Source organism: Microbulbifer halophilus, from assembly GCF_026183675.1.
GTDB lineage: Bacteria > Pseudomonadota > Gammaproteobacteria > Pseudomonadales > Cellvibrionaceae > Microbulbifer > Microbulbifer halophilus.
This window is the reverse complement of the sequence record NZ_JAPIVK010000003.1, coordinates 155,371-180,506: the sequence shown is the minus strand read 5'-3', so window position 1 is coordinate 180,506 and position 25,136 is coordinate 155,371. Positions and strand designations below refer to the sequence as shown.

The window sequence follows — 25,136 nt, the reverse complement described above, 5'->3', positions numbered from 1 at the left end:
GCGCGCAGCGCGACCGACCTGGCAGAATCTTCAGTTCGCCGGGCGCTTGAGCACCAACGGCATCAGCTCGTGCTGGGCGAGGGTCGAACGCGCCCGGGCCATGCGGGAGCGGTTGCTGTAGGGGCCGATCAACACCCGGTGCCAGGTGCCGCGGCTGTCGGTGGCTTTTTCCACCTGCACTTCCAGATTGGCCAGTGTCAGCTTTGCGCGCAGCTTCTCCGCTTCCGCCGGGTCGCGGAAGGAGGCCGCCTGCAGGATATACACCAATTCCTGGTCCCCGCTCCCGGTGGCCGCCGCGGCCGGCCGACTGCCCGGCTCGTCCTTGCGAGTATTGTGGCGCGCCGGTTCTGGGTTTTTCGGCGGCGGCACGTCCACTTCGTTTTCCTGTAGCAGGGTGTAGAAGTCGAAGCGCGGCGAATCGGATTCCTCCTCCGCCTGTCGCGCCGGCGTCTCGTGCTGGCCGGGGGCAGAGGCGCCGTCCTCCTTGAGGCCGTTGAGGAAAACCATGAACACGACGAAGCCACCGACAAAATTGCCCAGGACAAACCAGACCCAGGCGGGTTTGCCCGCGGCGTTGTTTTTGCGACGACTGGCGTTGCGGCGGCTCATGGAAATCTCTTCTGTTGCTGGCTGGGTATTCTATCGGCACTCAAGTTCCGGAATTCGAAATGCTTTTCGATGCCACAAGCCGGGGCGGAGAGCGCCTTTCTGGGACTGTCTGCGAGAGGGACCTCGCAGACAAGCCTACAGGGACGTATACACGGCGTGTCCCAGAAAGGCGCTCTCCGCCCCGGCTGCCGAAACTAAACCTCGAAACTTGAGTATCGGCAGTGGGGCGGGGAATTGTAACGCTATTGTCCCCGTATTGGCGTGCGGCAGTGTGGACCCTACGCAAAGTTCTGTCAGGACAACTCCTGCGCATCCATATCCACTGCCCAGCGCAGTCGCCGGTTGCGGTTGCCCTCGGCCCACTGGCATAGCCTGGCGAGCAGCGGCAGCAGTACACCGCGCTTTTCCGCGGTGACCTGAACATAGAAGCGGAAGCGACCGGACTTGCGTTCCAGCAGAGCCGGCACCGGGCCCAGGTAGGCCAGCTCCGGCGACGGCGGCGCCAGCGCCTCCATCTGCGCCCGCGCCGTCTGCAGGAATTCCTCTGCCCAACGCGGCTCCTCGCACTCGGCCCGCACCAGCGCCATGGCCCGCAGCGGCGGCAACTGGGCCACGGTGCGATCGCGCAGCAATTGCCGGGCAAAGGCGCCGTAGCCTTTCTCCAGCAGCAGTTGCAGCAGCGGGTGCTCGGGATATCGGCTCTGCACCAGTACCCGGCCGGCCAGGTCGCCGCGCCCGGCGCGACCCGCCACCTGTTCCAGCAACTGGCCGGTGCGTTCGGGGGCGCGGAAGTCGGCACTGAACAGGCCGCCGTCGGCATCCTGGATCACCACCAGCGTCACCCGCGGCAGGTGGTGGCCCTTGGCCAGCATCTGGGTACCCAGCAGCAGGCAGGGCTCGCCGTCCCGCGCCGGCGCCAGCAGCCGGTCCAGGGCCCGCTTGCTGGCGGTGGTGTCGCGGTCGACGCGGATCACCGGGTAGTCGGCGAAGCGCTGCGCCAGCAGTTCCTCGCTGCGCTCGGTGCCGCCGCCGAGGGCGGACAGGGCGCGGCTGTGGCACTGGGGACAGCTGTTCACCAGCGGCCGGCGGTAGTCGCAGTGGTGGCAGCGCAGGTGGCGCTGGCGGCGGTGCATGGTCAGTTTGCTGGAGCAGTGGGGGCAATCCGCCAGCCAGCCGCAGTCATCGCAGGCCAGCGCCGGGGCATAGCCGCGCCGGTTGATGAATACCAGTACCTGTTCGCCGCGCTGCAATGTTTCGCCGATATGGCGCAGCGACTGGGGCGCGAAGCCCTCGTCCAGTTGCTGGCCCAGTGTCGGCACTACGCTGATCTCCGGCGGGCGCGCGTCGCCGGCGCGGTTCCGGAGGCGCAGGTGCCGGTAGCGGCCGGACAGCGCATTGTGCAGGCTCTCCAGCGACGGCGTGGCCGTGCCCAGCAGCACCGGCACGCCGGCGTTGCGGCCCAGCACCGCGGCCAGGTCGCGGGCGGAATAGCGCACGCCGTCCTGCTGCTTGAAGGAGCCGTCGTGCTCCTCGTCGACGATCACCGCGCCCAGGCGGGGCAGGGGGGTAAAGATGGCGGAGCGGGTGCCGATGACGATATCCGCCTGGCCGGCGGCCGCCGCCAGCCAGGCCTGGGCGCGCTCGCCATCCGCCAGCCCCGAGTGCAGCGCGGCGATACTGCGCTCCGGGAAGCGCGCGGCGATACGTCGCAGTGTCTGCGGCGTGAGGCCGATTTCCGGTACCAGCAGCAGCGCCTGCCTGCCCATTGCCAGCACCCGCTCCATCAACCGCAGGTAGACCTCGGTCTTGCCGCTGCCGGTGGTGCCTTCCAGCAATGAGACGGAGAAGCGCTCGGCGTCGATCGCCTCCAGCACCTGGCGCTGTTCGTCATTGAGCGCCGGCGGCGGCGTGGGTTCGGCGTCGGGCAACGGCGGCGGCACCGTGGGACCGGCAACCCATTCCACTAGGCCGCGATCGGCCAGGGCGCGGATAACCGGGAGAGAGTGCTTCAGGGCCTTCAGTTGGGTGCGGCTGTTGGGGCCCTTCTGCAGCAGCAGTTGCAGCAGCGCCTGCTGTTTCGGCGCCCGGGCGAGGGCCGTTTCCGGCAGCCCCTTGCCCTCGGTGGTCAGTTGCAGCCACTGCTCGGCCCAGTGGTCGGCGGGCTTGCCCTTGCGCAGGGCGACCGGCAGCGCGGCGGCGTAGAGCTCGCCGGCCGGCGCCTGGTAGTAGTCGGCGGCCCATTGCAGGAAGTCGCGGCCGGCGCCGTCGAACAGGGGCTGGCGGTCGATCAGCTCCAGCGCCGGCTTGAGCTCCGCCAGCGGCGATTCGGCGACGATATCCACCAGCACCGCCACCAGCTTGCGGCCGCCGAAGGGCACCCACAGGCGCTGGCCGGGGGCGAGCGCGGCCGGGTCCGCGCCCTCGGGGGGCAGGTAGTCGAACAGGCGCCGCAGCGGTACCGGCACCGCCAGCCGCAGAATTGCCGGATTTGCGCCGCGATTCGCCAATTGTCCCTCCCCGTACTGCTGGATCGAAGGGCGCATGATAGCGCAGTTGCCGGCCACCGGGCCCTCTCTCCGCAAACTCGGGAGGGGGGCGCCAACCTCCCGGCTTCGCATCGGCGTCCCGGGTCCCGATTGTGCTTGATCCTCCCGGCTAATCTGATTAGTATGCGCCGACTTTTTAAACAGCCCGGAACTCCCGCAGTTCCTGTATCAACGACGACTCCGTGCTCGGCAACAGATCGGGTGGCGGATTCGAAAAGAGGCCATCATGAAAACAGATATCCATCCGAAGTACACCGAGGTTACCGCCACCTGCTCCTGCGGCAACGTGGTCCAGACCCGCTCCACCCTGGGCAAGGATTTCCAATTGGATGTGTGCGCACAGTGCCACCCGTTCTACACCGGCAAGCAGCGCGAAGCGACCACCGGCGGACGCGTGGACCGCTTCAAGAAGCGCTTCGGCAGCCGTATCGGCGGCAAATAAGCGCTGCGACTGCTCTCAAGCGAGCCAGAAAGGCACCCCGGGTTTCCCGCGGTGCCTTTTTTTGTGCCTGATTTTACGGGCGCCGGGGACGGGATTCTGGCCAGCTCGACCGGCGCGATTGGCAAGGCGCACAAATAGAAGTGAAAGGCTGGCTGGCGGACCGGAGTGCGAAATACACATCCCGGTTTCCACAAAATAAGCGCTTCTTTGTTGCTGCGGACTCCGAATTCTCCATCGAAATTAGTAGAAATTAACGGCTCCGCCCGTTTTTTGGCCTTGTGAGCCACAACCGCTCCGGTTATTCTCTCCGCCCCCGCAGTAACCAGGGCGGAGCACACAGAAGGCTTCCCCGCAGCACCAAAGAGAATTATTTCGAGATGACGGACTCATTGCGCCAGGCAGCGCTCGACTACCACGCGCTGCCGACTCCGGGCAAATTATCGGTAGAACTGACCACCCCCGCCCAGACCCAGGAAGACCTGTCCCTGGCCTACAGCCCCGGCGTTGCCGAACCGGTGCTGGAGATCGCCAGGGATCCGGAGGCCGCCTATCAGTACACGGGCAAGGGCAACCTGGTGGCGGTGATCTCCAACGGCAGCGCCATCCTGGGCCTCGGCAACCTGGGGCCGCTGGCGTCCAAGCCGGTAATGGAGGGCAAGTCGCTGCTGTTCAAGCGTTTCGCCGGTATCAACTCGGTGGATATCGAGGTGGACAGCCCCAGCCCCGAGCGCTTTATCCAGACGGTATCCGATATCGCCAACACCTTCGGCGGCGTCAACCTGGAGGACATCAAAGCGCCGGAGTGCTTCCATATCGAGGAGGCACTGATCGAGCGCTGCCAGGTGCCGGTGTTCCACGACGACCAGCACGGCACCGCCATCGTTACCGTGGCCGGCATGCTCAACGCGCTGGAGATCCAGGGCAAGAAGATCGAGGACGCGCGCATCGTCTGCCTGGGGGCCGGCGCCGCCGCCACCGCCTGCTGCAAACTGCTACTGGCCGCCGGCGCGCGCAAGGAGCAGATCACCGTGCTCGACAGCCGCGGTGTGATCCACTCCGGGCGCACCGATATCAACGCCTACAAGGGCGAATGGGCGCGGGACACGGAAATGCGCACCCTGGACGATGCCATCGAGGGCGCCGATGTGTTCCTGGGCGTATCCGGCCCGGACCTGCTGTCCGCGGAACAGCTCGAGCACATGGCGCCCCGACCCGTGGTCTTCGCCTGCTCCAACCCCAATCCGGAGATCGCCCCGGAGCTGGCCCACAGCGTGCGCGACGACCTGATCATGGCCACCGGTCGATCGGACTACCCGAACCAGGTCAACAATGTGCTCTGTTTTCCCTTCATCTTCCGCGGCGCTTTAGATGTACGCGCCACCCACATCGACGAGGAGATGAAACTAGCCGCCATCGAGGCCATCCGCAGGATCGCCCACCAACCGGTGCCGGACTCGGTGCGCGAGGGCTACGGCGGTATCGAGCTGGACTTCGGCCCGGCCTACATCCTGCCCAAACCCACCGACCCGCGACTGCTGCCGGAAGTGGCCGCCGCCGTCGCCCGCGCCGCAGTGGACAGCGGTGCCGCGCGCCTGCCGTACCCGGAGCACTATCCGCTGGCGCCGCTGTAACGCGCTGCCCGGAGTCCGGGATTCCCGGATTCCGCTGCGCTCCATCTGGGCTACGCCATTCCCCCATGCGTAGCCCGGATGGAGGCGCGTAGCGCCGGAATCCGAGAGCCGCGGCCAGCCCCCTGCGCCCCCATCTTGAGCCTCACAGCCGCCATCGCTACACTGCCCCGGTGTTACAGCATCAAAGTTGTCCTGCCGCATGAATCACGTCTACGTGCTGACCAACCAGCACAAACAGTTCCTGAGCAAAAGCAACGAATGGTTCGATGGCCGCGACGCCGCCAAGCTGTTTCGCAGCGAGCACAAAGACGTCGCCATCAACCAGATGTTCGAGGCCAACACCCGCGATGTGAGCCTGCGCATCGAGCTGCTGCAGTGCGAGCTGAACCCCAAGCGCCAGCCGATCGTGCCGCAAGAGGCACTGGCGGACAGAGAACTGCTGGCACAAACCGAAAGTGCCCCGGGCGACCCGGAGATCGAGCCCAATTACCCGCCGGAGACACCGCCGGAACAGAACCCGGAAGTGACGCCGGAACCGGTGCCGGAAACGCCGCCGGAGGAGCAGCCCGAATACACCCCCGAGGAGCCGCCGGAAATCGAACCCGACCGGCCAGACGAAGCGGAAGGGGATGAAGCGGAACGGAAGGCCGTGCCCGAAGCCGGTTGAGAATGTGGCGGCCGCCCCCATATGGGCTCTCTGAGCCCGACCAAGGCGCGGCAACCGCGAGCAAGGAGTAACGAGTGCCCAATCCCCACCTGGCCGCATTGTCCCGGCCGCAATCGCTGCAGTTGCTGAAGGGCATTCGCCGCGGTATCGAGAAGGAGAGCCTGCGGGTCGCCCCCGACGGCGCCCTGGCGCAGACGCCCCACGGCGAAAAGCTCGGCTCGCCGCTGACCCACGACTACATCACCACCGACTTCTCCGAGGCGCTGCTGGAATTCATCACGCCGCCGGTGGAGACGCCGGAGGCCGCGCTGGACATCCTCGACGGCATCCACCGCTACACCTACAGCCAGATCGGCGACGAGCGGCTGTGGGTCAACAGCATGCCCTGCCGCCTCGGCGAGGATCGCGACATCCCGGTGGCGCGCTTCGGCAGCTCCCACAGCGGCGCCATGAAAACCGTGTACCGCCTGGGACTGGGGCTGCGCTACGGCCGCGCCATGCAGACCATCGCCGGCATTCACTACAACTTCTCCCTGTCAGACGACTTCTGGAAGTGGCTGCACGAGCGCGAGGGCAGCAGCGAAAACCTGGGCGACTTCAAGACCCGCCGCTACTTCGACCTGATCCGTAATTTCCGCCGCCACTACTGGCTGCTGATCCACCTGTTCGGCGCCGCACCGGCGGTGTGCGGTACCTTCGTCGAGGGCCGCGAACACAGGCTGGAACCGTTCGGCGACACCCGCAGCCTCTACGCACCCCACGCTACTTCCCTGCGCATGGGCGACCTGGGCTACAACAGCGACGCACAGCAGACGCTGATCGTCTGCTACAACGATCTGCCCAGCTACCTGTCGACCCTCTGCTCCGCCATCAGCACCCCTTACGGCCCCTACCACCAGCGGGGCGTGAAGGATGCGGAAGGCCACTACCAACAGCTCAACACCGGCCTGCTGCAGATCGAGAATGAATTCTACTCACCCATCCGGCCCAAGAACCCGGCGCAGATGGGCGAGACGGCGCTGTCGGCGCTGGACAACCGCGGTGTGGAATATATCGAGGTGCGCTGCCTCGACCTGAATCCCTTCGCACCCCAAGGTATCGACGCGCAGCAGATGCGCTTCCTCGACAGCTTCCTGCTGCACTGCCTGCTGGAACCCAGCCCCAAGACCGACGACGCCGACGACCGCGCAACCCGGGAAAACCAGGACCGCATCGTCTACCGCGGCCGCGATCCGGAACTGCAACTGATCCACAACGGCGGTGAGCGCAAACTTACCGACTGGGCCGAACAACTGCTCGACGAAATGGCGCCGATCGCGGAACTGCTGGACACGGCCTGGGACGGTGACGACTACCGGCGCGCCGTCGAGGATCAGCGGGCCAAGATCCACGGCGAGGCGCCGACACCGGCGGCGCAGATACTCGCCGAGATGGAAAGCCGCGGCCAGGGCTTTTTCCAGTGGGCCCAGGACAAGGCCGAGGAACACCGTCGCTACTTTATCGAGCGCCCGCTGGACGCCGCCGAACAACAGCGCTTCGCCGACCTGGCCGCGGAATCCCTGCGCGCGCAGCGGGAAGTCGAGGACGCGGACACGGGAACTTTCGAGGATTTTCTCGGCCAGTACTATGCGCAGTATATTTTCTGCCAGCGGTAGGTAACCGCGCAGAGAGCCCGCCTGGAAACTTACACAAAGCTATCAGGGCCGGGCGCGGTACTGCGCCGAGGATATTCGCCTGCAAGCAGGCTCCTACAGGGAAAATCCATGAACTATCTCGCCCACCTGTTGCTGTCCGGCCCCGACCCGGACTGGCGCCTGGGCGGGCTGCTGGGCGATTTCGTCAAGGGCCCGCTGCGCGGCGAGCGACCGGCGGCCATCGAGGCGGGAATCCACCTGCACCGGCGTATCGACGCCACCACCGACGACCACCCCGCCTATCGCGATTCCCTCACCCTGCTCGACCCACAATGGCGCCGCTACGCCGGTATAGTGCTGGATATCTGGTTCGATCACCTGCTCAACCGCCAGTGGCCCCACTGGCACCCGCAACCGCTTCAGGCATTCTGTGACCAATGCTGGCGGGACTTTCACGCCCGCAGCCGGTATATTCCGCCCCGCGCGCTGACATTCATGCAGCGCGCCGAGGAATACAGGCTGCTCGAAAGCTACGGCGACCCGACCGTGATCCGGCGCACCCTCGAGCGCGTGGGCCAGCGGCTGCGCCGCCCGGTACCGCTGCAGGAGACGCTGCCGGAGCTGCGCGCTGCCGACAGCGCACTGCACGAGAATTTCGAATGGCTGCTGACCGACCTGAATCGCGAAGCCGCCCGATTTCGGCAGCACTACCCAGTTGGAAATAAATAGCAGGATCCAATAAACCATGAGCCTACCCAACCCGCGTGTTACCTTTCTGCTGGTTTTTCTCGCCGTGATCTTCCTGCTCGGCGCCGCCTTCTATCTCGAATATGTAAAGGGGCTGGAGCCCTGCCCACTGTGTATTACCCAGCGGGTGATGCTGTTGGGAGTGGGGCTGGTCTCGCTGATCGCCTTCCTGCACAGCCCGGCCACTATCGGCCGGCGCATCTACGGCCTGCTGGTATCCCTGTGGGCCATGGGCGGCCTGTATTTTTCCGGCCGCCAGCTTTGGCTGCAGAGTCTGCCCGAAGACCAGGTGCCGGCCTGCGGCCCGGGAATCACCTACATGCTCGACGCCTTCCCACTGGCGGAAGTGGTCAAGACGATGCTCACCGGTGACGGCAACTGTGCCGAGGTGCAGTGGACCTGGCTGGGCCTGACGATCCCCGCCTGGGCCGCGGTAGGTTTCGCCGGCCTGATCGTGTTCGGCGTCTGGCAGGCATTCCGCAGATATTGACCCGACGGGGCTGCACCGGCACAGGCCGGTGCGGCCGGTCCCACAAAACCGCCCACGGCATAGAATGGAAGCATTTCGACCGATAGCACACTGGCTCGGCGGCGCCGCGATTCTGCTGGGCTGCAGCCTGCTGGGCGACCTCCTCAGCGATCGCCTGTCGCTGCCGGTGCCCGGCCCGGTGGTGGGCATGCTGTTGTTGCTCGCCGGCCTGATGATCTACGGCAGCGTGCCGCGGGGCCTGGCGCTGGTGAGCAGCCAATTGCTACGCCTGCTGGCGCTGCTGTTCCTGCCCGCCGCGACGGGCGTCTTCTTCCTGCGCCATCTCGACGCCACCGATTGGCTCGCCATCCTGGCCGCAACCACGGTCGGCACCCTGCTGAGTTTCACCCTCTGCGCACTGCTGCTTAAAAAACTGCTGCGCGACGGGGGCGGGGAGCGCGGCGATGGCTGAACAACTCGAGCAACTGCTGCACAGCCCGCTGCTGGTACTGCCGCTGAACGCAGTCGCCTTCCTGTTTGGCCTGATGCTCTACCGCCGCAGCGGCACCACCCTGCTGCACCCGATCGTCGGCGCCAGTGCAATGGTGGCGGCGGTACTGTGGAGCCTGGATATCGACTACCCCGACTACCAGCGGGCCAGCGGACTGCTCTACGCGCTGCTGGGCCCGGCGGTGGTGGCGCTGGCGGTGCCCCTGAAACAGAACCTGGGCATCATTCGCCGCGCCGGCTGGCCGCTGGCGGTGACCCTGGTGGTCGGCGCCGCGCTGGCACCGGTGGTGGCGATACTGATTGCATTGCTGGCGGGGGCGACGGAGCCGGCGCTGCTGGCACTGGCCGGCAAGTCCGTGACCACGCCCGTGGCGCTGGCCGTGGCCGACAAGATACACGCGGCACAGAGCCTCACCGTCGGTATCGTCCTCTTCACCGGTGTCGTGGGCGCGGTGCTGGGACCGCCGCTGCTGCACCGGCTGGAAATCCGCGACCACCGCGTAATCGGCTTCGCCCTGGGGATCAACGCGCACGCGATAGGCACCGCGCGCGCACTGGAAATCAGCGCCCTGTGCGGCGCCTTCGCGGCGCTGGCGATGGGGCTGTGCGGGGCGCTGACGGCGATCGCGCTGCCGCTGCTGGCCGGGGTATTCAACTGAAGGCCCCGGCCACCCTGCGGCCCCGGTAGAGAATTGCCCGATCGTCGCGGCGGCAGTGTGTCGGTGTGTACACCCCGGTTTCCTTTTCTCTTCCGGGCGCGGCGTATTAAGCCAGCGCTATTTTGGCGTTCAATGCGCTGGCCTCCTTGCCGCCGGCGGGCGAATCTCCTATCTTCCATTAGACTGCGCTGCCATCTCTCACGGTGCCGGCGCGGCGGCAGTAAAAGGCAACGAAAGGAAGTTTTTGAAATGCTGGAGAATTGCAAGTCGGCGCGCGAGCGTTGGGGTGGGGTAAGCGACATCATCGACCGCTGGTTACTGTCGCGCCAGGCACTGCTGGTGCGCTTTTGCGCCCTGTCGGAAAAAAAGGCGTTCAGCGAGGGCGACAACGAGGCGGGGGATAACCTGCGCCAACTGTGCCAGCAACTGGTGGACTACGTCTCCGCCGGTCACTTTGAAGTCTACGAGCAACTGATTCGCGAGGGAAAGGATTTCGGTGACAAGATCGCCCTGGAAGAATGCCGCAGCCTCTACCAGGGCATCGACGGCACCACGGATATCGCCATCGACTTCAACGACAAGTACCTGGAGACCGACGACCTCTCCAGCCTCGCCCAGGACCTGTCGCAACTGGGCGAGGCCCTGGAAAACCGCTTCGAGTCTGAGGACAAGATGATCGCGCTGTTGCACACGGCGCACAAGAATCAGCTGGCCTGAAAGCGGCCGGTCCGGTTATCTCTGGGGCGAACCTTGTGTTCGCCCTTTTTACTATAGCGCCCCGACCTTCTTCGCCAGACAGCAGGGCCGTCACAAGATTGGCTACCGGCACCAGCCAAGGTGCCAGAATCAAAAAGGGCGAACACAAGGTTCGCCCCTACAGGTCAGCTTGAGCGCGCAGCAGCTTACTGCTCGGCACTCTCTTCGCTCTGGGCTTCCGGTTCTTCGGCGGAATCGGCCGCACCGCTGTCGCCGTCCTGGTCCTGCTGCACATTGGCTTTGTGCAGTTCCACTTCGAAAATCAGTGTGGCATTGGGGCCGATCTTGCCGCCGGCGCCGCCCGGGCCATAGGCCAGGTCAGCGGGGATATACAGCTCCCACTTGGCACCTTCCTTCATCAGCTGCAGCGCTTCGGTCCAGCCCTTGATGACACCGTTGACCGGGAACTGTACCGGCTCACCGTTGGCGTAGGAGCTGTCGAACTCGGTGCCATCGAGCAGGGTACCGCGGTAGTCCACTTCAACCACGCTCTCGGCGGTCGGGGTGTCGCCGCTGCCCTCGGTGATAACCTTGTACTGCAGGCCGGAATCGGTGGTGGTCACACCCTCTTTCTGGGCATTCTCCTCGAGGAAGGCCTCGCCTTCGGCCAGATTCTCCTCGGCCTGTGCCTTGAGCTCCTTCTCCTGCTCGGCCATCATTTCCTGCTGCTTGGCCTGCATATTCTCCTGGAAAACGGAGATCACCTGCTGCTTTTCCTCATCTGACAGGCGCGACTCACGGCCCTCGGCCGCATCGTTCAGCGCCATCAGTACCACCTGCGAATCCAGCTCCACGCCCTGGGAGTCCAGGCGCTTGGCCATATCCTCTGCGATGATATAGCTGACCTTCTGCTCCTGGGTCTCGAGCTTGACCTCTTCCGCCTTCTCGGATTCCTGTTTATTACAGCCGGCCAGCGCTATGCCCAGGGCAATTGCTGCAGCCAAAGGATATTTATTCATGGAAATTGTCTCTTTGTCCGTGATGCATTTGTGGTTCGTGTATAGCCATAAAGGCTCTGAAAGCGACTTGGGCGCGCCAAGCCAGCCGGTGCCGTGCAAGTCTAACGCAAGGGGACAGCCGGTGCATACCGGCCGGGTTCACAACTCCCGGGGCGGTATCTGGCCGTTAAACTTGGCAAAAACCGTAAATCGATGCTTCATTTACCGGTCAGCGGCATACATTTTTTGGTAGAACAGCGCTATTATCGGGCTTCCACCTGTTGTTGCCTCGCAAACCGCCAGGTCTGCCGGCTTTCGGGGCAACCGATCAGTGCATGGATCTGTGAATGTGGCCGAGGCCGCAGAAATGCCGGGTACCTGCACTACCCGGGTGCGCCGAATCGCAAATAAACCTCAGGATATTGACTCATGGCTGCCAAACAAAAAGTTGTCAATCCGGTCGCAGAACTGGAAGCACAAATTGCCAAGCTCACCAATCAACTGGACAAGGCGCGTACCAAACAGGTTGCCGACGCCGGCAAAGCGGTACAGAAAACTGGCAAGGCGGTGACTTCCGCCAAGAGCAAGCTGTCCAAGGCCAGAGAGAGACTCGCCAAGGCCCGCACCGCGGCCAGGAAGAGCAAGACCGCCGCGGTGAAAAAGCGCATCGATACCGCCAAGACCGCTGTGGACAAACTGAACAAAGAACTGCAGCAGGCCAGGGATGCGGCGGCGGAAGCCAAGCGGGCGGAAGCCGCGGCCAAACAGGAGCTGAAGGCGGCACAGACGGTCGCCAGGACCGCGGCCAAGGCGGAGAAGGAAGCGCTGAAGGCACAGAAAAAGAAAGCCGCCAAGAAGAAGACCACAGCAAAGAAAACTGCGGCGAAAAAGACCCCGAGCAAGAAGACCGCTGCCAAGTCCACTGCCAGGAAAGCGGCAACCGGGAAAACGGCCGCCAAGAAGGCAAAGACCAGCGCCAAGGCGGCACCGAAAAAAGCCGCTGCAAAAAAGGCGACGACCAAGAAAACCACAGACAAGAAGACGCCGGCGAAAAAGGCAACCGCCGCCAAGACGCCCGCCAAAAAGACAGCCGCGACCAAACCGGCCGCCAAAAAGCCGTCTCCCTCCAAAGCGCCGGTGAAAAAGGCCTCCGTGAAGAAAGCACCGGTGAAAAAACCGGCCGAAGACAAGCCGGCCGAGAAAAAGGCCGACGCGACTGTCGAGCCGACAAAGCCGTCTCAAGCCGAGACTCCGGAAACCAGACCCACCGCGCCGGCAGAAAAGCCGCCGGAAAGCCAATCCCGGGAAACCGGCCCCGCCGAGTCCCGCCCGGAATCCGGTACACCGATCCTGGGCAAGACACCGGAACCGCGCCCCTTCGGCACCCCGTCGCCAGCGGAGCCGAAACCGACCAGGCCGGTCGAGCCGCCGAAGCCGAGCATCACGCCGATCACACCGGCCAACAGCCTGTTTTCCGGCGAAGACTCCGGGGACGACGAGAAATAGGAACTAACTACCCCCTATAGCTGTCGATCAGGTCCGCCCAGCGGGCCTGTTCTTTTTGCAGCAGGCCGTACTGCTGGCCCGCCAGCGCCAGTGCCGACCGGTCCTCCGGCCAGGACTCTCCCTGCAACTTCCACAGTGCCGCCAACTGGCGCTGCTCCAGTTTCAATTCGTATTGTTTGCAGGCTTCGTAGAGGCGCTGGGTCCGCGGGCGCATCCGCCCCAGCCAGCGGCGCAGGTGTCGCACGCTGGCAATCATCCGGCGCCGCGGCGCCAGGCCGCGGTCCGCCACCCGCCAACTCTCTTCGCTCAGTTGTCGGCCGCAGGCGGTCACATAGCTGGCCCACAGCATCAGACAGACGTCCGCGCCCTTTTTGTCCTGGCAGTCGAGCAGGAACTGTTGCACCTCCGCGCGGCGGTAGAATTCGAGGCTGAACTGCCACAGCGGATTGTCCAGGGGAGAAGATGGAGGTGCGGATTTTGTCACGTTAGAATCCCGACCGTTTGTTATTCCGATAGCCTAGCATCGACAGGCTCCATGAGGTTCTTTCTTTGATCAACTTGCAAGGCGTTTCCATCCAGCAGGGCACCCGCGAACTGCTGCGCAATACCGACTGCCGCATTTTTCCCGGCCACAAGGTGGGGATCATCGGCGCCAACGGCTGCGGCAAGTCGACCCTGTTCAAGCTGTTGCTGGGCGAGCTGGACAGCGACAGCGGCCGCGTGGAAGTGCCGGCCGGCTGGCGTATTGCCCATATGGCCCAGGAGGTGGCCGCGGGCGAACAGACGGCGCTCGACCATGTGCTGGACGGCGACGGGGAACTGCGGCAACTACAGCGGGAGCTGGAGCGGGCCGAGAACGGCGGCGATACCGACGCCCGCCGGCTGGGCGAGCTGCACGAGCGCCTGGCGGCCATCGACGGCTACAGCGGCCCGGCGCGCGCTGCACAGCTGCTCGACGGCCTGGGCTTCAGCCACGCCGAGCAGCAGCGGCCGGTACGCAGTTTCTCCGGCGGCTGGCGCATCCGGCTGAACCTGGCCCGGACGCTGATGTGTCCCGCCGACCTGATGCTGCTGGACGAGCCCACCAACCACCTGGACCTGGATGCGACCCTGTGGCTGGAGCAGTGGCTGCAGCGTTTTCCCGGCACCCTGCTGATCATCTCCCACGACCGGGATTTTCTCGACGCGGTGGTGGACGGCATCGTCAGTTTCGAGCATCGCCAACTGGTGTTCTACAGTGGCAACTACAGCAACTTCGAGCACACCCGCACCGAACGCCTGGCGCAACAGCAGGCGCAGTACGAAAAGCAACAGGCGGAGCGCGCACATATGGAGGACTTCGTGCGCCGCTTCCGCGCCAAGGCCACCAAGGCCAGGCAGGCACAGAGCCGCCTCAAGGCGCTGGATCGCATGGCCACCATCGCCCCCGCCCATGTCGATTCGCCGTTCCGCTTTACCCTGCCGGCGGCGGAGAAGACCTCCAACCCGCTGATCGACCTGCGCGATGCGGATATCGGTTACCGGGATAACAGCGGCAACAACAAGGTCATCGTGCACAAAGTGCAGCTCGGCATCCAGCCCGGCCGGCGCATCGGCCTGCTGGGCCCCAACGGCGCCGGCAAGTCGTCACTGATCAAGACACTGGCCGGCGAGCTGGCCCCGATTCGAGGCGAGCGCCAGTGCGGCGAACACCTGGCTATCGGCTATTTCGCCCAGCACCAGCTGGAGGCGCTGGACAGCGCGGCGTCGCCGATGCTGCATCTGCAGCGGCTGTCGCCGGAGGCGAGCGAACAGTCGCTGCGGGATTTTCTCGGCGGCTACGGTTTTGTCGGCGACCGCGTGTTCGAACCCGTGGGCGACTTTTCCGGCGGCGAGAAGGCGCGCCTGGCACTGTCGATTCTCGCCTGGCAGAAACCCAACCTGTTGCTGCTGGACGAGCCCACCAACCACCTGGACCTGGAGATGCGCCACGCACTGACACTGGCGCTGACGGAATTTCCCGGCGCCGTGGTGCTGGTTTCCCACGACCGCTACCTGCTGGCGAATACCACCGACGAATTCATTCTCGTCGCCGACGGTCGCGCCGAGCCCTACGACGGCGATCTCGAGGATTACAAACGCTGGCTGCTGAGCTTCAACCGCGAGCAGAAGAACCGCGATGAAAAGGCCGATGACAGGACCGCCCCGACCGAGGACAGGAAGGCCCAGCGCCGCGCCGCTGCGGCGCGGCGGGAACAGCTGAAGCCACTGACCAACCGGCTGAAAAGCGTGGAACAGAAAATGGGCCGGGCGGAAAAACAGCTGGCGGCACTGGACGAACAGCTCGCCGACGAGAACCTCTACAGCGGCGGCCAGCAGGATGAAATCGCGCGGCTCAACCAGGCCCAGGCGCAGCAGCGGGAAGAGCTGGAGGCGCTGGAAATGGAGTGGCTGGAAATCAGCGAGGAGCTGGAGGCCGCGCGCGGGCAGACGTAACGTTTACAGGTTGGGGGCGAACCTTGCGTTCGCCTCTACTGGCGACAGCCACCTTCATCCACGGCAATCCCCCGCGGCGTACCCGGGCAACTGTCGACGTAGTCGGGCACGCCGTCGTAGTCGCTGTCCGCCGGGCAGCCGTCGCCGAGCACGGGGATACCCGGCGGCGTCTGTGGGCAGCGATCCATCCCCTCGAAAACCCCGTCGCCGTCGTAGTCCCGCACCTCGCGCGTAAACTCATACCACTGGTAGCCGATACTCACGCTGAGAAAGCCGTCCAGACCGCCGCGCTCCACCCCCTGGAAAGCGCGCAGGTCGGCGCGGGTCTGCCAGCGTGGGCCCAACTGGTACTTGATGCCCAGGCCCAGGTTGGCCATTGTCTGACGGTTGTGCCAATCCAGATGGTCGTCGTGATCGTGGCGGTAATCCACGCGTAGTTCGCCGACACCGAAAGCCACGTACGGCTGCCAGCACTCGTTGCCGCAGAAGCGACCGAGAAAGTGATAGAAGAGGTCCAGGTGGTAGTTGTAGACGTCGACCTTCTCGTCGATCTCCTTGACGCTCACACTGAAATAGTCGACCGCACCTTCCATTGCCCAGCGATCGGTCATGCTGTAACCGAAGCCGACACCGCCACCGGTGGAGTCGCGCAGCTCGAAACCGTCCAGCGGCGTGCCCTCCAGGCGATCGCTGTCGAACCAGTACTGGCCGCCGTTCAGGTAGAGGTTCAGTGTCGTCTCTTCATCCGCCAGGGCGGGCAGGGCACAGAAAACGCTTAGAAAAGCGAGACCGAGGGCGAGTGACGAAATCTGGCGGCTTTTTGTCATTGTGGGCTCCGGAAGTTCCATTTACCGGCAATGGGTCTGATTGAAGATAGCAGACAACCGGGGCGTCGCAACGGCGCGCCAGCCAACGCAATTTTTCTGTCATATTGCCGCGCGCGCCAGCCGAATCATTTGCGGCGATAGAGCAGATCCCAGACACCGTGACCCAGGCGCTGGCCGCGGCGCTCGAATTTGGTTTGCGGGCGGAACGACGGGCGTCCGGAATAATTTCCCGCGCCGGCGGTATTTTCCAGCCGTTCCTCCGCTTCCAGTACCTCCAGCATATGCTCAGCGTAATTTTCCCAATCCGTTGCCAGGTGCATCAGGCCGCCGGGTTTCAGTTTGGCGCACAGCAGGCGCACAAATTCCGGTTGTACGATACGGCGCTTGTGGTGTTTTTTCTTGTGCCAGGGATCGGGAAAATAGAGCTGGAAACGGTCCAGTGACGCGTCGGCGATACAGTCGTTCAGCACGTCCACGGCATCGGCCATGTAGACGCGCAGGTTCCCGACCCCGGCGCCGCCGGCGTTGTTGATCAGCCGGCCGACGCCGGGCGGGTGTACCTCGATGCCGATAAAGTCCTTCTCCGGCTCCGCCTCGGCCATCGCCAGCAGCGAGTCGCCCATGCCGAAACCGATCTCCAGTACCAGCGGGGCAGTGCGGCCGAACACCTCGAGCGGATCCAGCGGGCCGTCAAACAGCGACAGTCCGTATCGGCCCCAGTAGGTATCGAAGGCGCGGCGCTGGCCCTCGGTCATGCGACCGGCGCGGATTACATAGCTGCGGATGGATTTTCTCTTGTATTCGGTGCGGTAGGGAAAATCCTCCGCGGACTCGTCTTGCATTGTTCGCGACCTCTGATGCGAATTCGGGACTCTGGTTACCTGAAAGCGGCCAAACGTTTCTACAACAATAAGAAAATTATTTGGCAATATTCAGCGCGGCGATAAACAGCGCCACCCAGCCACCGATCATCAGCAACCCGCCCAGCGGCGTCACCGGCCCCAGCCAGCGCGGACCGCCGAAGGTGAGACCGTAGAGGCTGCCGGAGAAAAACAGTACACCGAGCGCAAACAGGGCACCGGCCGCCAGCAGCGATGTCCGCTCGCCCCACTGTTGCATCAGCAGGACGACGCCGAACAGTGCCAGCGCGTGGATCAGCTGGTAGTGAACGCCGGTCTTGTAGGCCTCGAGCAGATTTTCGGCGACCTTGCCGCGCAGACCGTGGGCGCCGAAGGCGCCGAGAATCACGCCGCTGCCGCCGAGGAGGGCGGTCAGTAGTAGGTAGAGTTTGCTCATGGTGGTTTCCGTGTTTGGGTTTTTCCCGGTGTGCCGGGTTCCAGTATGGGGCCACTCCAGCACCCTCTCCCCCGGCCCCTCTCCCGGTGGGAGAGGGGAGCTCTGTAGGGAACATCGGGCAGTCCCCTCTCCCTCCGGGAGAGGGTTAGGGAGAGGGGGCGCCGATCGAAGCCTCTTCGCCGGCCTCCCTCCCAGAGGGCGACTTTCCTTCCTCCCAATGAAAAAACCGCGCGGTTGCGCGGTTTTTTGCTCGCTGAATAAAGGGTGCCGGAATCAGGCCTCCATGGCCGCGCGCACTTTTTTCATCGCGTTTTTTTCCAACTGGCGGATGCGCTCGGCGGAGACGCCGTACTTGTCCGCCAGTTCGTGCAGGGTGGCCTTGCCTTCGGACAGCCAGCGCGCGCGGATGATATCGCGGCTGCGCTCGTCCAGGTGCTCCAGCGCAACACCCAGGCTGCTGACACTGGTCTCCTGCCAGTTGTCCCGCTCGAGCTGGGCGGCCGGGTCGAAGCTGCGGTCCTCCAGGTAGTGGGCGGGCGCCTGCCAGGCGTTGTCGTCATCGTCGTCCGCACCGGCGTCGAAGGCGGCGTCGTGGGCGGCCAGGCGGCCTTCCATCTCGTGCACGTGGTTCACGTCCACGTTCAGGTCTTTCGCCACCGCCTTGGCTTCGGCGTTGGTCAGCCAGGCCAGTTTTTTCTTCTGGCCGCGCAGGTTGAAGAACAGCTTGCGCTGCGCCTTGGTGGTGGCGATCTTGACGATGCGCCAGTTGCGCAGGATGAATTCGTGAATCTCGGCCTTGATCCAGTGCACGGCGAAAGACACCAGGCGCACGCCCTTTTCCGGGTTGAAGCGCTTGACCGCCTTCATCAGGCCGACGTTGCCCTCCTGGATCAGGTCGCCCTGGTTGAGGCCGTAGCCGGAGTAGGATCTGGCGATATGCACCACGAAGCGCAGGTGCGACATCACCAGGTGGCGTGCCGCCTCCAGGTCTTCGCGGTAGTAGAGGTCCTCGGCCAGCCGCTTTTCCTCCTCCGCGCTCAGCACCTCGAAGCTGCTGACCGTCTGGATATAGGCGTTCAGGTCGGCACCCGGAGACAGTGTATGTACTGGCTGCAGGCTGGTTCCCATTCAGGTCTCTCCTCTCAAAATATGTCTGCCGCCGGCGCCGGGCCGGGCGGCTGTCCCCGCGGTCAGCGGGCGACAGGTTGGCTCCAAGTTTAGCACTGGCGCGACCGGCTTAGGAAGCCCGGTCTGCGACGCCGCAATGCCTTGCAGGACGGGCTCTTAGAGGGATTATCCACAGGCCGGGTTCCGCGACTGCGACCGCTTTACGCAACTTTACGCGACCAATGGGTCAGCGCGGTTCTATGGCCCGGATATGCCGCGCCACCGCCAGCCAGGCACCGACCAGGCCCAGCAGCGCGGCGCCGGCGGTGAGCGCCAGCAGATAGGGGAATCCGGGGCCGCGCAGCGCGTAGCCGCTGCCGTAGGAGGAGGACAGGCCGGCCACCGGGCCGGACAGCAGCGCCACGCCGGCGGCCACCAGCAGCCACGCCAGCAGGCCGCCGAAAAAGCCGTAGCAGAGGCCGCTGTACAGGAAGGGCCGGCGCACGAAGGCGTCGGTGGCGCCCACCAGTTTCACCACCAGTATCTCCTCGCGGCGGTTCTCGATATGCAGGCGTATCGTGTTCACCACCACCAGCAGCACCCCCATTGCCAGCAGTACCGCCAGACCGGCGGACAGGCGCTGTCCCAGCTCGGTGAGCTGCGCCAGTCGCTGTACCCAGGCCATATCCAGCACCACCGCGTCGGTCATGGCGCTGTCGCGCAGCCGCTGCGCCAGTGCCTGCAGGTGCTCCCGGTCGGTATTCTGCGGTCGCAGCAGCAGGACCGCCGGCAGGGGATTGTTGTCCAGCCCCATCATGGCATCGCCGAGGCCGGAGCTCTGCTGAAACTCTTCCAGTGCCTCCTCGGGCGAGATGTAAGTGACCTCGGCAACGTCGGCGTCCGCGCGCAGCTCCTCGGTGAAGGAGTCCACCGCGGACTCGCGCGCCTCCTTGTGCAGGAACACGGAGATCTGCGGCTGGCCGTCCCAGCCGGCCAGGGCGCGCTGGAAATTCACCAGCCCCAGTTGCAGCGCCGTCGGCAGCGCCAGGGCAATGGCGATCACCAGCGCGGTCATGCCGCTGGCCAGGGGGGTGGCGAAGAAGCGCCGCAGGGCCTCGCCGGCCATCTCCCGGTGGTGGCCGACCCAGGCGTGCCAGCGGTCGCCGAGGCCGGTGCGCGCGGCGATGGCGCCGGTGCTGCGCTGGGCTTTCGGCTCCGGCCGCTGCGTCCGGCGGGACCGGCTGGCACTGGTGCTACGGGTAGGCTGCTTCACGGCTCGGAATCCCGTCGTAGATCAATTGGCCCGCCTGCAGTGTCAGCACGCGGCGTTTCATGCGCGCGACCAGCTCCAGGTCGTGGCTGGCCACCATTACCGTCACTCCCACGGCGTTGAAATCGGAAAACAGCTGCATGATCTCCGCCGACAGCTGCGGGTCCAGGTTGCCGGTGGGCTCGTCAGCCACCAGCACCGCCGGCTTGTTGACTACCGCGCGGGCGATGCCCACCCGCTGCTGCTCGCCGCCGGACAGCACGATCGGGTTCTGGCGCTCCTTGTGCAGCAGGCCCACCTTGTCCAGCGCCGCGCGCACCCGGCGACCCACCTCGCGCTTGTTGCAGCCGGAAACGGACAGCGGCAGGGCGACGTTGTCGTAGACGCTGCGATCGAACAACAGCTGGTGGTTCTGGAAGACGATACCCAAGTTGCGGCGGTAGTAGGGAATCTGGCCGTTGCGCAGCCGGTTCAGGTTCTGGCCCGCCACCAGGATGCTGCCGCGGGTGGGGCGCTCGATGGCGGTGAGCAGTTTCAGCAGGGTGCTCTTGCCGGCGCCCGAGTGCCCGGTGAGGAACACCAGCTCGCCGCGCTCGATCTCCAGGCTGACGCGCGCCAGGGCGTCCTGGCCGGATTCGTAGCGTTTGTTGACGCTGTCAAACGTAATCATGGGCGAAGGTGGTCATGGGCGGTTATTGTTCTTGTCTGGGAGGGGCGGATGACGCCCTCTCCCCCGGCCCCTCTCCCGGTGGGAGAGGGGAGCTTTAACTTTGAAGTTCGGCGGCGCCCTGGACCCTCTAGGCCGTGAGGGGAAGCTCAGGCACTGTCGCGGTCGAACAGCGCGGCGACATAGTCGCGGGCGACGAACGGCTGCAGGTCTTCTGCCTGTTCGCCGACCCCGACAAAGCGTACCGGAATACCGAAGCGCCGCGCCAGGGCAAAGATCACACCGCCCTTCGCGGTGCCGTCCAGCTTGGTCAGTACCAGGCCGCTGACGCCGGCGGACTCGCGGAACTGTTCCGCCTGGCTGGTGGCGTTCTGGCCGGTGCCGGCATCCAGTACCAGCAGCACCTCGTGGGGCGCACTCGGGTCCAGCTTGCCCATCACCCGGCGCACCTTGGACAGCTCCTCCATCAGGTTCGACTTGGTGTGCAGGCGCCCGGCAGTATCGGCGATCACCACATCGACACCGCGGGACTGGGCCGACTGCACCGCGTCGAAGATCACCGAGGCGCTGTCGGCACCGGTGTGCTGGGCCACCACCGGCACATCGTGGCGCTCGCCCCAGACCTGCAACTGCTCCACCGCCGCCGCGCGGAAGGTGTCGCCGGCGGCCAGCATGACCGATTTACCCTCGCCCATCAGGCGGTGCGCCAGCTTGCCGATGGTGGTGGTCTTGCCCACGCCGTTGACGCCCACCACCAGGATCACGAAAGGTTTCCTGCCGCTGTCGATCTCGAGCGGCTCCTCCACCTTGTCCAGCAGATCCGCCAGTTCCTCCTGCAGCGCCCGGTAGAGCGCATCGCCGTCCGCCAGCTCGCGGCGCGAGACGCGCTCGGTGAGGCGGTCGACGATCTCGGTGGTGGCCTCGACGCCCACGTCCGCCATCAGCAACTGGGTCTCCAGCTCCTCCAGCAGGTCCTCGTCGATCTCCTTGGCGCCCAGGAACAGGTTGCCCATGCCCTCGGCGAACTGGCCGCTGGTGCGGCTGAGGCCGCGGCGGATACGGGCGAAGAAGCCCCCTTTTTTCTCCGCAGGCGCTTTCTCAACCAACTTTTCGGATTCGGCAGCCGGCTCGGGTTCCGCTTCGGCCGCCGCCCCGGAACCGCTGTCGACCGGTGCACCGCCGGTCTCCGGGGCCGCGGGTGTTTCTTCCGCAACCCCGGCCACCCGCTCTTCGGTCGCGGGTGACTGTTCGGATTCGGCCTCGTCGGGCCTGGGCTTCTTTTTTCGCAGGAAGTCAAAGATCATGAATGGGTCCGAGTGTACCGCTGGCAGAAAGGCGCTAATCTTAGCACGCCCGACCTCCCGGGCAGCCAGAACCTCGAACAACTGCAGAGAGAAAACCTTGACCCGACGTTCCCCGCGCAAATCGACCCCGCAGCCCCCATCCCGGCTGCGCATTATCGGCGGCCGCTGGCGCGGTCGGCGGCTGCAGTTCGCCACCGTGGAGGGCCTGCGGCCCACCGGCGACCGGCTGCGCGAAACCCTGTTCAACTGGCTGCAGTTCCAGCTGCCGGGCGCCCGCTGCCTGGACCTGTTCGCCGGTTCCGGCGCACTGGGGCTGGAAGCGCTGTCGCGCGGTGCGGGGCAGGTCGACTTTGTCGAACTGAACCGGCGCGCGGCGCAGACACTGCGGGACCAGCTGCAACTGCTGCAGGCGGACAACGCCCGCGTGCACCACAGCAGTGCGGCGGACTTTCTCGCCGCGGAGCGCGAGCCTTTCGATATCGTCTTCGTGGATCCGCCCTTTGCCGCCGATCTCTGGCGACAGACTTTGGAGGCACTGGCCCCGCATCTCCGCAAAGGCACACGGGTCTATGTGGAAACGCCGCGCGATACGACCCTGCCGACGCCCGACGGCTGGCATCTGGAGAAGGACAAGCGGGCGGGGCAGGTGCAAATGCGGCTATTCCGCGTCGATCCCCAGACAGGTGCGTGAATCGCACTGTTTTGAGCCGGTGGGACAAATTGTTTACCATGCGTTTCCCCACGGCCCGCTCGGAAAACTGACGTATGAAAAAAGTCGTCTACCCCGGAACCTTCGACCCAATCACCAATGGCCATATGGACCTGGTGGAGCGGGCCTGCCGACTGTTCGACCATGTGATCGTGGCGGTGGCCGCTAGCACCCGCAAAAATCCGCTGTTTACCCTGGACGAGCGGGTGGAGCTGTCCCAGCGAGTACTGAAGCACCTGCCCAATGTGGAAGTGATCGGCTTCGATATCCTGCTCGCCGATCTGGTGCGCCAGGTGGACGCCTACGGCGTGCTGCGCGGCCTGCGCGCGGTGTCCGACTTCGAGTACGAATTCCAGCTGGCCAATATGAACCGCCAACTGGCGCCGAATATGGAAAGCCTGTTCCTGACACCGGCGGAACACCTCTCCTACATTTCCTCGTCGCTGGTGCGCGAGATCGCCTCCCTCGGCGGCGACGTGACCAATTTCGTCCCCGCCCAGGTGCGGCAGGCGCTGCAGGAAAAATTCAACCGATAGTGGGCCCCGCGCCCTCCGGTCGCCGCACGGCGGCCGGCCTCTCCCGCGCTTTCTGGTACACTCGGCCGGACTTTTACCGTCCGCGGAGTTTCTCGTGCGTTATCTGATTCTCGCCCTCCTCACCCTGTCCACCGCACCGCTTGCCCTGGCGCAGCAGGAAGTCCAGCCGGAAGTGGCCACCGGCCGGACCGAAGTCAAATCCGCCACCGCGCGGGACGCTATGGCGGTCACCGCCAACCCCCACGCCAGCCGCGCCGCGGAAAAGATACTCGCCCGCGGCGGCACCGCCGTGGATGCGGCCATCGCCGCGCAACTGGTGCTCGGCCTGGTGGAACCGCAGTCGTCCGGTATCGGCGGCGGCGCCTTTATGCTGAGTTACCGCGCCGACGACGGCGAACTGCAATACTACGACGGTCGCGAAACCGCGCCGTCGGGCGTGGACGAAAACTACTTCCTGCACGACGGCCAGCCGCGCTCGTTTTTCGAGGCCGTGATCGGCGGTTATTCCGTGGGCGTGCCCGGCGTACTGCGCATGCTGGAACTGGCCCACGAACGCGACGGCAAACTGCCCTGGGCAACACTCTTCCAGCCCGCTATCGAACTGGCCGAAAACGGTTTCCGCGTCTCGCCGCGTCTGCACCAGTTGCTCGAAAGGCTGCCGCAGGTGGATGCGCGCCCGGCCATCGCCGGTTACTTTTTCGGCGAGGACGGCGAGCCGCTGCCGGTGGGCCACCGGCTGGAAAACCCCGAGTACGCGGACACGCTGCGCACCATTGCAGAGGAGGGGGCCGACGCCTTCTACCGCGGCCCGATTGCCGAGGCGCTGGTGGAGGCAGTGCGCGAAGACCCGCAGAACCCCGGTGTCATGACACTGGAGGATATGGCCGGCTATGAAGCCAGGGTGCGTGACCCCATCTGCAGTATCTTCCTGACCTATCGCGTCTGCGGCGCCGATGCGCCGTCTTCCGGCGGCACCACCGTGGGCGCCATCCTGGGCATGCTGGGCGAGTTTCCGCTGGCGGAATACGAAGCCGGCGGCAGCCGCCTCACCCACCTGTTCAGCGAGGCCTCGGAACTGGCCTTCGCCGATCGCAATACCTATTCCGCAGATGCGGACTTTGTCAGCGTCCCCAGCCAGGCCATGGTCGCGCCCCAGTACCTGGCGCGGCGCGCCCAGTTGATCGATTCCGAGCGCGCCACACAAGCCGTCGCCGGCGAACCGCAGTCTTTCGACGAGCCGCGCCTGGAGGCGGCCTCGCCGGAAATGCCCAACACCAGCCACCTGTCGATCGTCGACCGCTACGGCAACGGCGTCAGCATGACTACCAGTATCGAGACCGGTTTCGGCTCGCGGCTGCTCGTGAAGGGCTTCCTGCTCAACAACCAGTTGACGGACTTCTCTTTCACACCGAAAGACGCCAAGGGCTCGCTGGTGGCCAACCGCATCCAGCCGGGCAAGCGGCCGCGCTCCTCCATGTCGCCCACCATCGTCTTCGATACGGACAAGGAGATGCGCCTGCTGGTGGGCTCCCCCGGCGGCTCGCGCATTATCGACTACACCGCGCGCACCATTCTCTACCACCTGGGGCTGGGTATGCCGATTGAAGACGCCGTTGCCGCGGGCAATATCGGCGCCATCGGCCGTCGGGTGGAACTGGAACCGGGCCACTTCTCCGCGGATACGGTGGCGCAACTGGGAAAACTCGGCCACCGGGTTGTAGAGCGGGACCTGAACAGCGGCATTCACGCCATTGCGCTGATCGACGGCGAGCTGCGCGGCGGCGCCGACCCGCGCCGCGAGGGCAGTGCGCTGGGCAAATAAACGGGGCAG

General features: G+C 65.1%; 25 protein-coding genes. 14 read left to right on the top strand and 11 right to left on the bottom strand.

The features are described from left to right. Window positions 1-30: 30 nt before the first annotated feature. Together OQE62_RS02890 and OQE62_RS02885 are read right to left on the bottom strand one after the other, a co-directional pair. Window positions 31-609, bottom strand: coding sequence for an SPOR domain-containing protein (locus OQE62_RS02890; RefSeq protein ID WP_265720488.1), 579 nt, complete (start codon window positions 607-609; stop codon window positions 31-33). 293 nt (window positions 610-902) lie between these two features. Beyond that, window positions 903-3,116: a primosomal protein N' gene (locus tag OQE62_RS02885; protein ID WP_265720487.1), complete on the bottom strand. Its 2,214-nt coding sequence runs from the start codon at window positions 3,114-3,116 to the stop codon at window positions 903-905. A 265-nt stretch (window positions 3,117-3,381) separates the two neighbouring features. On the opposite strand from OQE62_RS02885, the gene rpmE reads away from it, so the two are divergent. The 9 genes from rpmE to rsd all read left to right on the top strand — a co-directional run bounded on the left by rpmE (window position 3,382) and on the right by rsd (window position 10,631). Continuing rightward, window positions 3,382-3,597, top strand: coding sequence for a 50S ribosomal protein L31 (gene rpmE, locus OQE62_RS02880; protein WP_265720486.1), 216 nt, complete (start codon window positions 3,382-3,384; stop codon window positions 3,595-3,597). Window positions 3,598-3,974: 377 nt separating this feature from the next. Further along, window positions 3,975-5,228: a malic enzyme-like NAD(P)-binding protein gene (locus tag OQE62_RS02875; RefSeq protein ID WP_265720485.1), complete on the top strand. Its 1,254-nt coding sequence runs from the start codon at window positions 3,975-3,977 to the stop codon at window positions 5,226-5,228. Window positions 5,229-5,427: 199 nt separating this feature from the next. Then, window positions 5,428-5,895, top strand: coding sequence for a hypothetical protein (locus tag OQE62_RS02870; protein WP_265720484.1), 468 nt, complete (start codon window positions 5,428-5,430; stop codon window positions 5,893-5,895). A gap of 74 nt (window positions 5,896-5,969) precedes the next feature. After that, entirely contained in the window at window positions 5,970-7,550 is a 1,581-nt protein-coding gene (gene gshA / locus OQE62_RS02865) for a glutamate--cysteine ligase (protein WP_265720483.1), read from the top strand. A gap of 108 nt (window positions 7,551-7,658) precedes the next feature. Continuing rightward, window positions 7,659-8,258 (top strand): acyl carrier protein phosphodiesterase, encoded by a 600-nt coding sequence (locus tag OQE62_RS02860; protein WP_265720482.1) that lies wholly within the window; start codon window positions 7,659-7,661, stop codon window positions 8,256-8,258. 16 nt (window positions 8,259-8,274) lie between these two features. Further along, the gene (locus OQE62_RS02855; protein WP_265720481.1) at window positions 8,275-8,766 is read left to right on the top strand and encodes a disulfide bond formation protein B; all 492 of its coding nucleotides are present in this window, start codon (window positions 8,275-8,277) and stop codon (window positions 8,764-8,766) included. A gap of 64 nt (window positions 8,767-8,830) precedes the next feature. After that, on the top strand, window positions 8,831-9,217 hold the full coding sequence (locus OQE62_RS02850; RefSeq protein ID WP_265720480.1) for a CidA/LrgA family protein: 387 nt from the start codon (window positions 8,831-8,833) through the stop codon (window positions 9,215-9,217). After that, window positions 9,210-9,914, top strand: a complete 705-nt coding sequence (locus OQE62_RS02845; protein ID WP_265720479.1) for an LrgB family protein — start codon at window positions 9,210-9,212, stop codon at window positions 9,912-9,914. Before OQE62_RS02850 ends, OQE62_RS02845 begins: the two co-directional genes overlap by 8 nt. Window positions 9,915-10,163: 249 nt before the next feature. Then, complete coding sequence (rsd, locus tag OQE62_RS02840) at window positions 10,164-10,631, top strand: sigma D regulator (protein ID WP_265720478.1); 468 nt, start codon at window positions 10,164-10,166, stop codon at window positions 10,629-10,631. 185 nt (window positions 10,632-10,816) lie between these two features. Here rsd and OQE62_RS02835 read toward each other — a convergent pair whose 3' ends face one another. Then, window positions 10,817-11,629: an FKBP-type peptidyl-prolyl cis-trans isomerase gene (locus tag OQE62_RS02835; protein ID WP_265720477.1), complete on the bottom strand. Its 813-nt coding sequence runs from the start codon at window positions 11,627-11,629 to the stop codon at window positions 10,817-10,819. A 408-nt stretch (window positions 11,630-12,037) separates the two neighbouring features. Here OQE62_RS02835 and OQE62_RS02830 point away from each other — a divergent pair, with 408 nt between their 5' ends. Further along, window positions 12,038-13,114, top strand: a complete 1,077-nt coding sequence (locus OQE62_RS02830; RefSeq protein ID WP_265720476.1) for a histidine kinase — start codon at window positions 12,038-12,040, stop codon at window positions 13,112-13,114. Between the two features lie 7 nt (window positions 13,115-13,121). Here OQE62_RS02830 and OQE62_RS02825 read toward each other — a convergent pair whose 3' ends face one another. Continuing rightward, window positions 13,122-13,598 (bottom strand): TIGR02444 family protein, encoded by a 477-nt coding sequence (locus OQE62_RS02825; protein WP_265720475.1) that lies wholly within the window; start codon window positions 13,596-13,598, stop codon window positions 13,122-13,124. 65 nt (window positions 13,599-13,663) lie between these two features. Between OQE62_RS02825 and OQE62_RS02820 the strand changes: the two genes are divergently transcribed. Then, window positions 13,664-15,589 carry an ATP-binding cassette domain-containing protein gene (locus tag OQE62_RS02820; RefSeq protein WP_265720474.1) on the top strand — a complete coding sequence of 642 codons (1,926 nt, stop codon included), beginning with the start codon at window positions 13,664-13,666 and terminating at the stop codon, window positions 15,587-15,589. A gap of 35 nt (window positions 15,590-15,624) precedes the next feature. On the opposite strand, the gene OQE62_RS02815 is transcribed toward OQE62_RS02820, so the two are convergent. The 7 genes from OQE62_RS02815 to ftsY form a co-directional block, all read right to left on the bottom strand. Beyond that, window positions 15,625-16,416 (bottom strand): outer membrane beta-barrel protein, encoded by a 792-nt coding sequence (locus OQE62_RS02815; protein ID WP_265720473.1) that lies wholly within the window; start codon window positions 16,414-16,416, stop codon window positions 15,625-15,627. Between the two features lie 125 nt (window positions 16,417-16,541). Next, complete coding sequence (gene trmB, locus OQE62_RS02810; protein WP_265720472.1) at window positions 16,542-17,258, bottom strand: tRNA (guanosine(46)-N7)-methyltransferase TrmB; 717 nt, start codon at window positions 17,256-17,258, stop codon at window positions 16,542-16,544. A 76-nt stretch (window positions 17,259-17,334) separates the two neighbouring features. Next, window positions 17,335-17,712 carry a DUF423 domain-containing protein gene (locus tag OQE62_RS02805; RefSeq protein WP_265720471.1) on the bottom strand — a complete coding sequence of 126 codons (378 nt, stop codon included), beginning with the start codon at window positions 17,710-17,712 and terminating at the stop codon, window positions 17,335-17,337. A 273-nt stretch (window positions 17,713-17,985) separates the two neighbouring features. Next, window positions 17,986-18,840, bottom strand: a complete 855-nt coding sequence (rpoH, locus tag OQE62_RS02800; RefSeq protein ID WP_265720470.1) for an RNA polymerase sigma factor RpoH — start codon at window positions 18,838-18,840, stop codon at window positions 17,986-17,988. Window positions 18,841-19,066: 226 nt separating this feature from the next. Then, window positions 19,067-20,092 (bottom strand): permease-like cell division protein FtsX, encoded by a 1,026-nt coding sequence (gene ftsX / locus OQE62_RS02795; RefSeq protein WP_265720469.1) that lies wholly within the window; start codon window positions 20,090-20,092, stop codon window positions 19,067-19,069. Then, window positions 20,073-20,759 carry a cell division ATP-binding protein FtsE gene (ftsE, locus tag OQE62_RS02790; RefSeq protein WP_265720468.1) on the bottom strand — a complete coding sequence of 229 codons (687 nt, stop codon included), beginning with the start codon at window positions 20,757-20,759 and terminating at the stop codon, window positions 20,073-20,075. Before ftsE ends, ftsX begins: the two co-directional genes overlap by 20 nt. Before the next feature lie 146 nt (window positions 20,760-20,905). Beyond that, window positions 20,906-22,060 (bottom strand): signal recognition particle-docking protein FtsY, encoded by a 1,155-nt coding sequence (ftsY, locus tag OQE62_RS02785; RefSeq protein ID WP_265720467.1) that lies wholly within the window; start codon window positions 22,058-22,060, stop codon window positions 20,906-20,908. Between the two features lie 97 nt (window positions 22,061-22,157). Here ftsY and rsmD point away from each other — a divergent pair, with 97 nt between their 5' ends. The 3 genes from rsmD (at window position 22,158) to ggt (ending at window position 25,127) form a co-directional block, all read left to right on the top strand. Continuing rightward, window positions 22,158-22,751 (top strand): 16S rRNA (guanine(966)-N(2))-methyltransferase RsmD, encoded by a 594-nt coding sequence (rsmD, locus tag OQE62_RS02780; RefSeq protein WP_265720466.1) that lies wholly within the window; start codon window positions 22,158-22,160, stop codon window positions 22,749-22,751. Between the two features lie 74 nt (window positions 22,752-22,825). Continuing rightward, complete coding sequence (coaD, locus tag OQE62_RS02775; RefSeq protein ID WP_265720465.1) at window positions 22,826-23,305, top strand: pantetheine-phosphate adenylyltransferase; 480 nt, start codon at window positions 22,826-22,828, stop codon at window positions 23,303-23,305. Window positions 23,306-23,399: 94 nt separating this feature from the next. Next, a complete protein-coding gene (gene ggt / locus OQE62_RS02770; protein ID WP_265720464.1) occupies window positions 23,400-25,127 on the top strand; it encodes a gamma-glutamyltransferase in 1,728 nt (575 codons plus the stop codon). Window positions 25,128-25,136 lie beyond the last annotated feature (9 nt).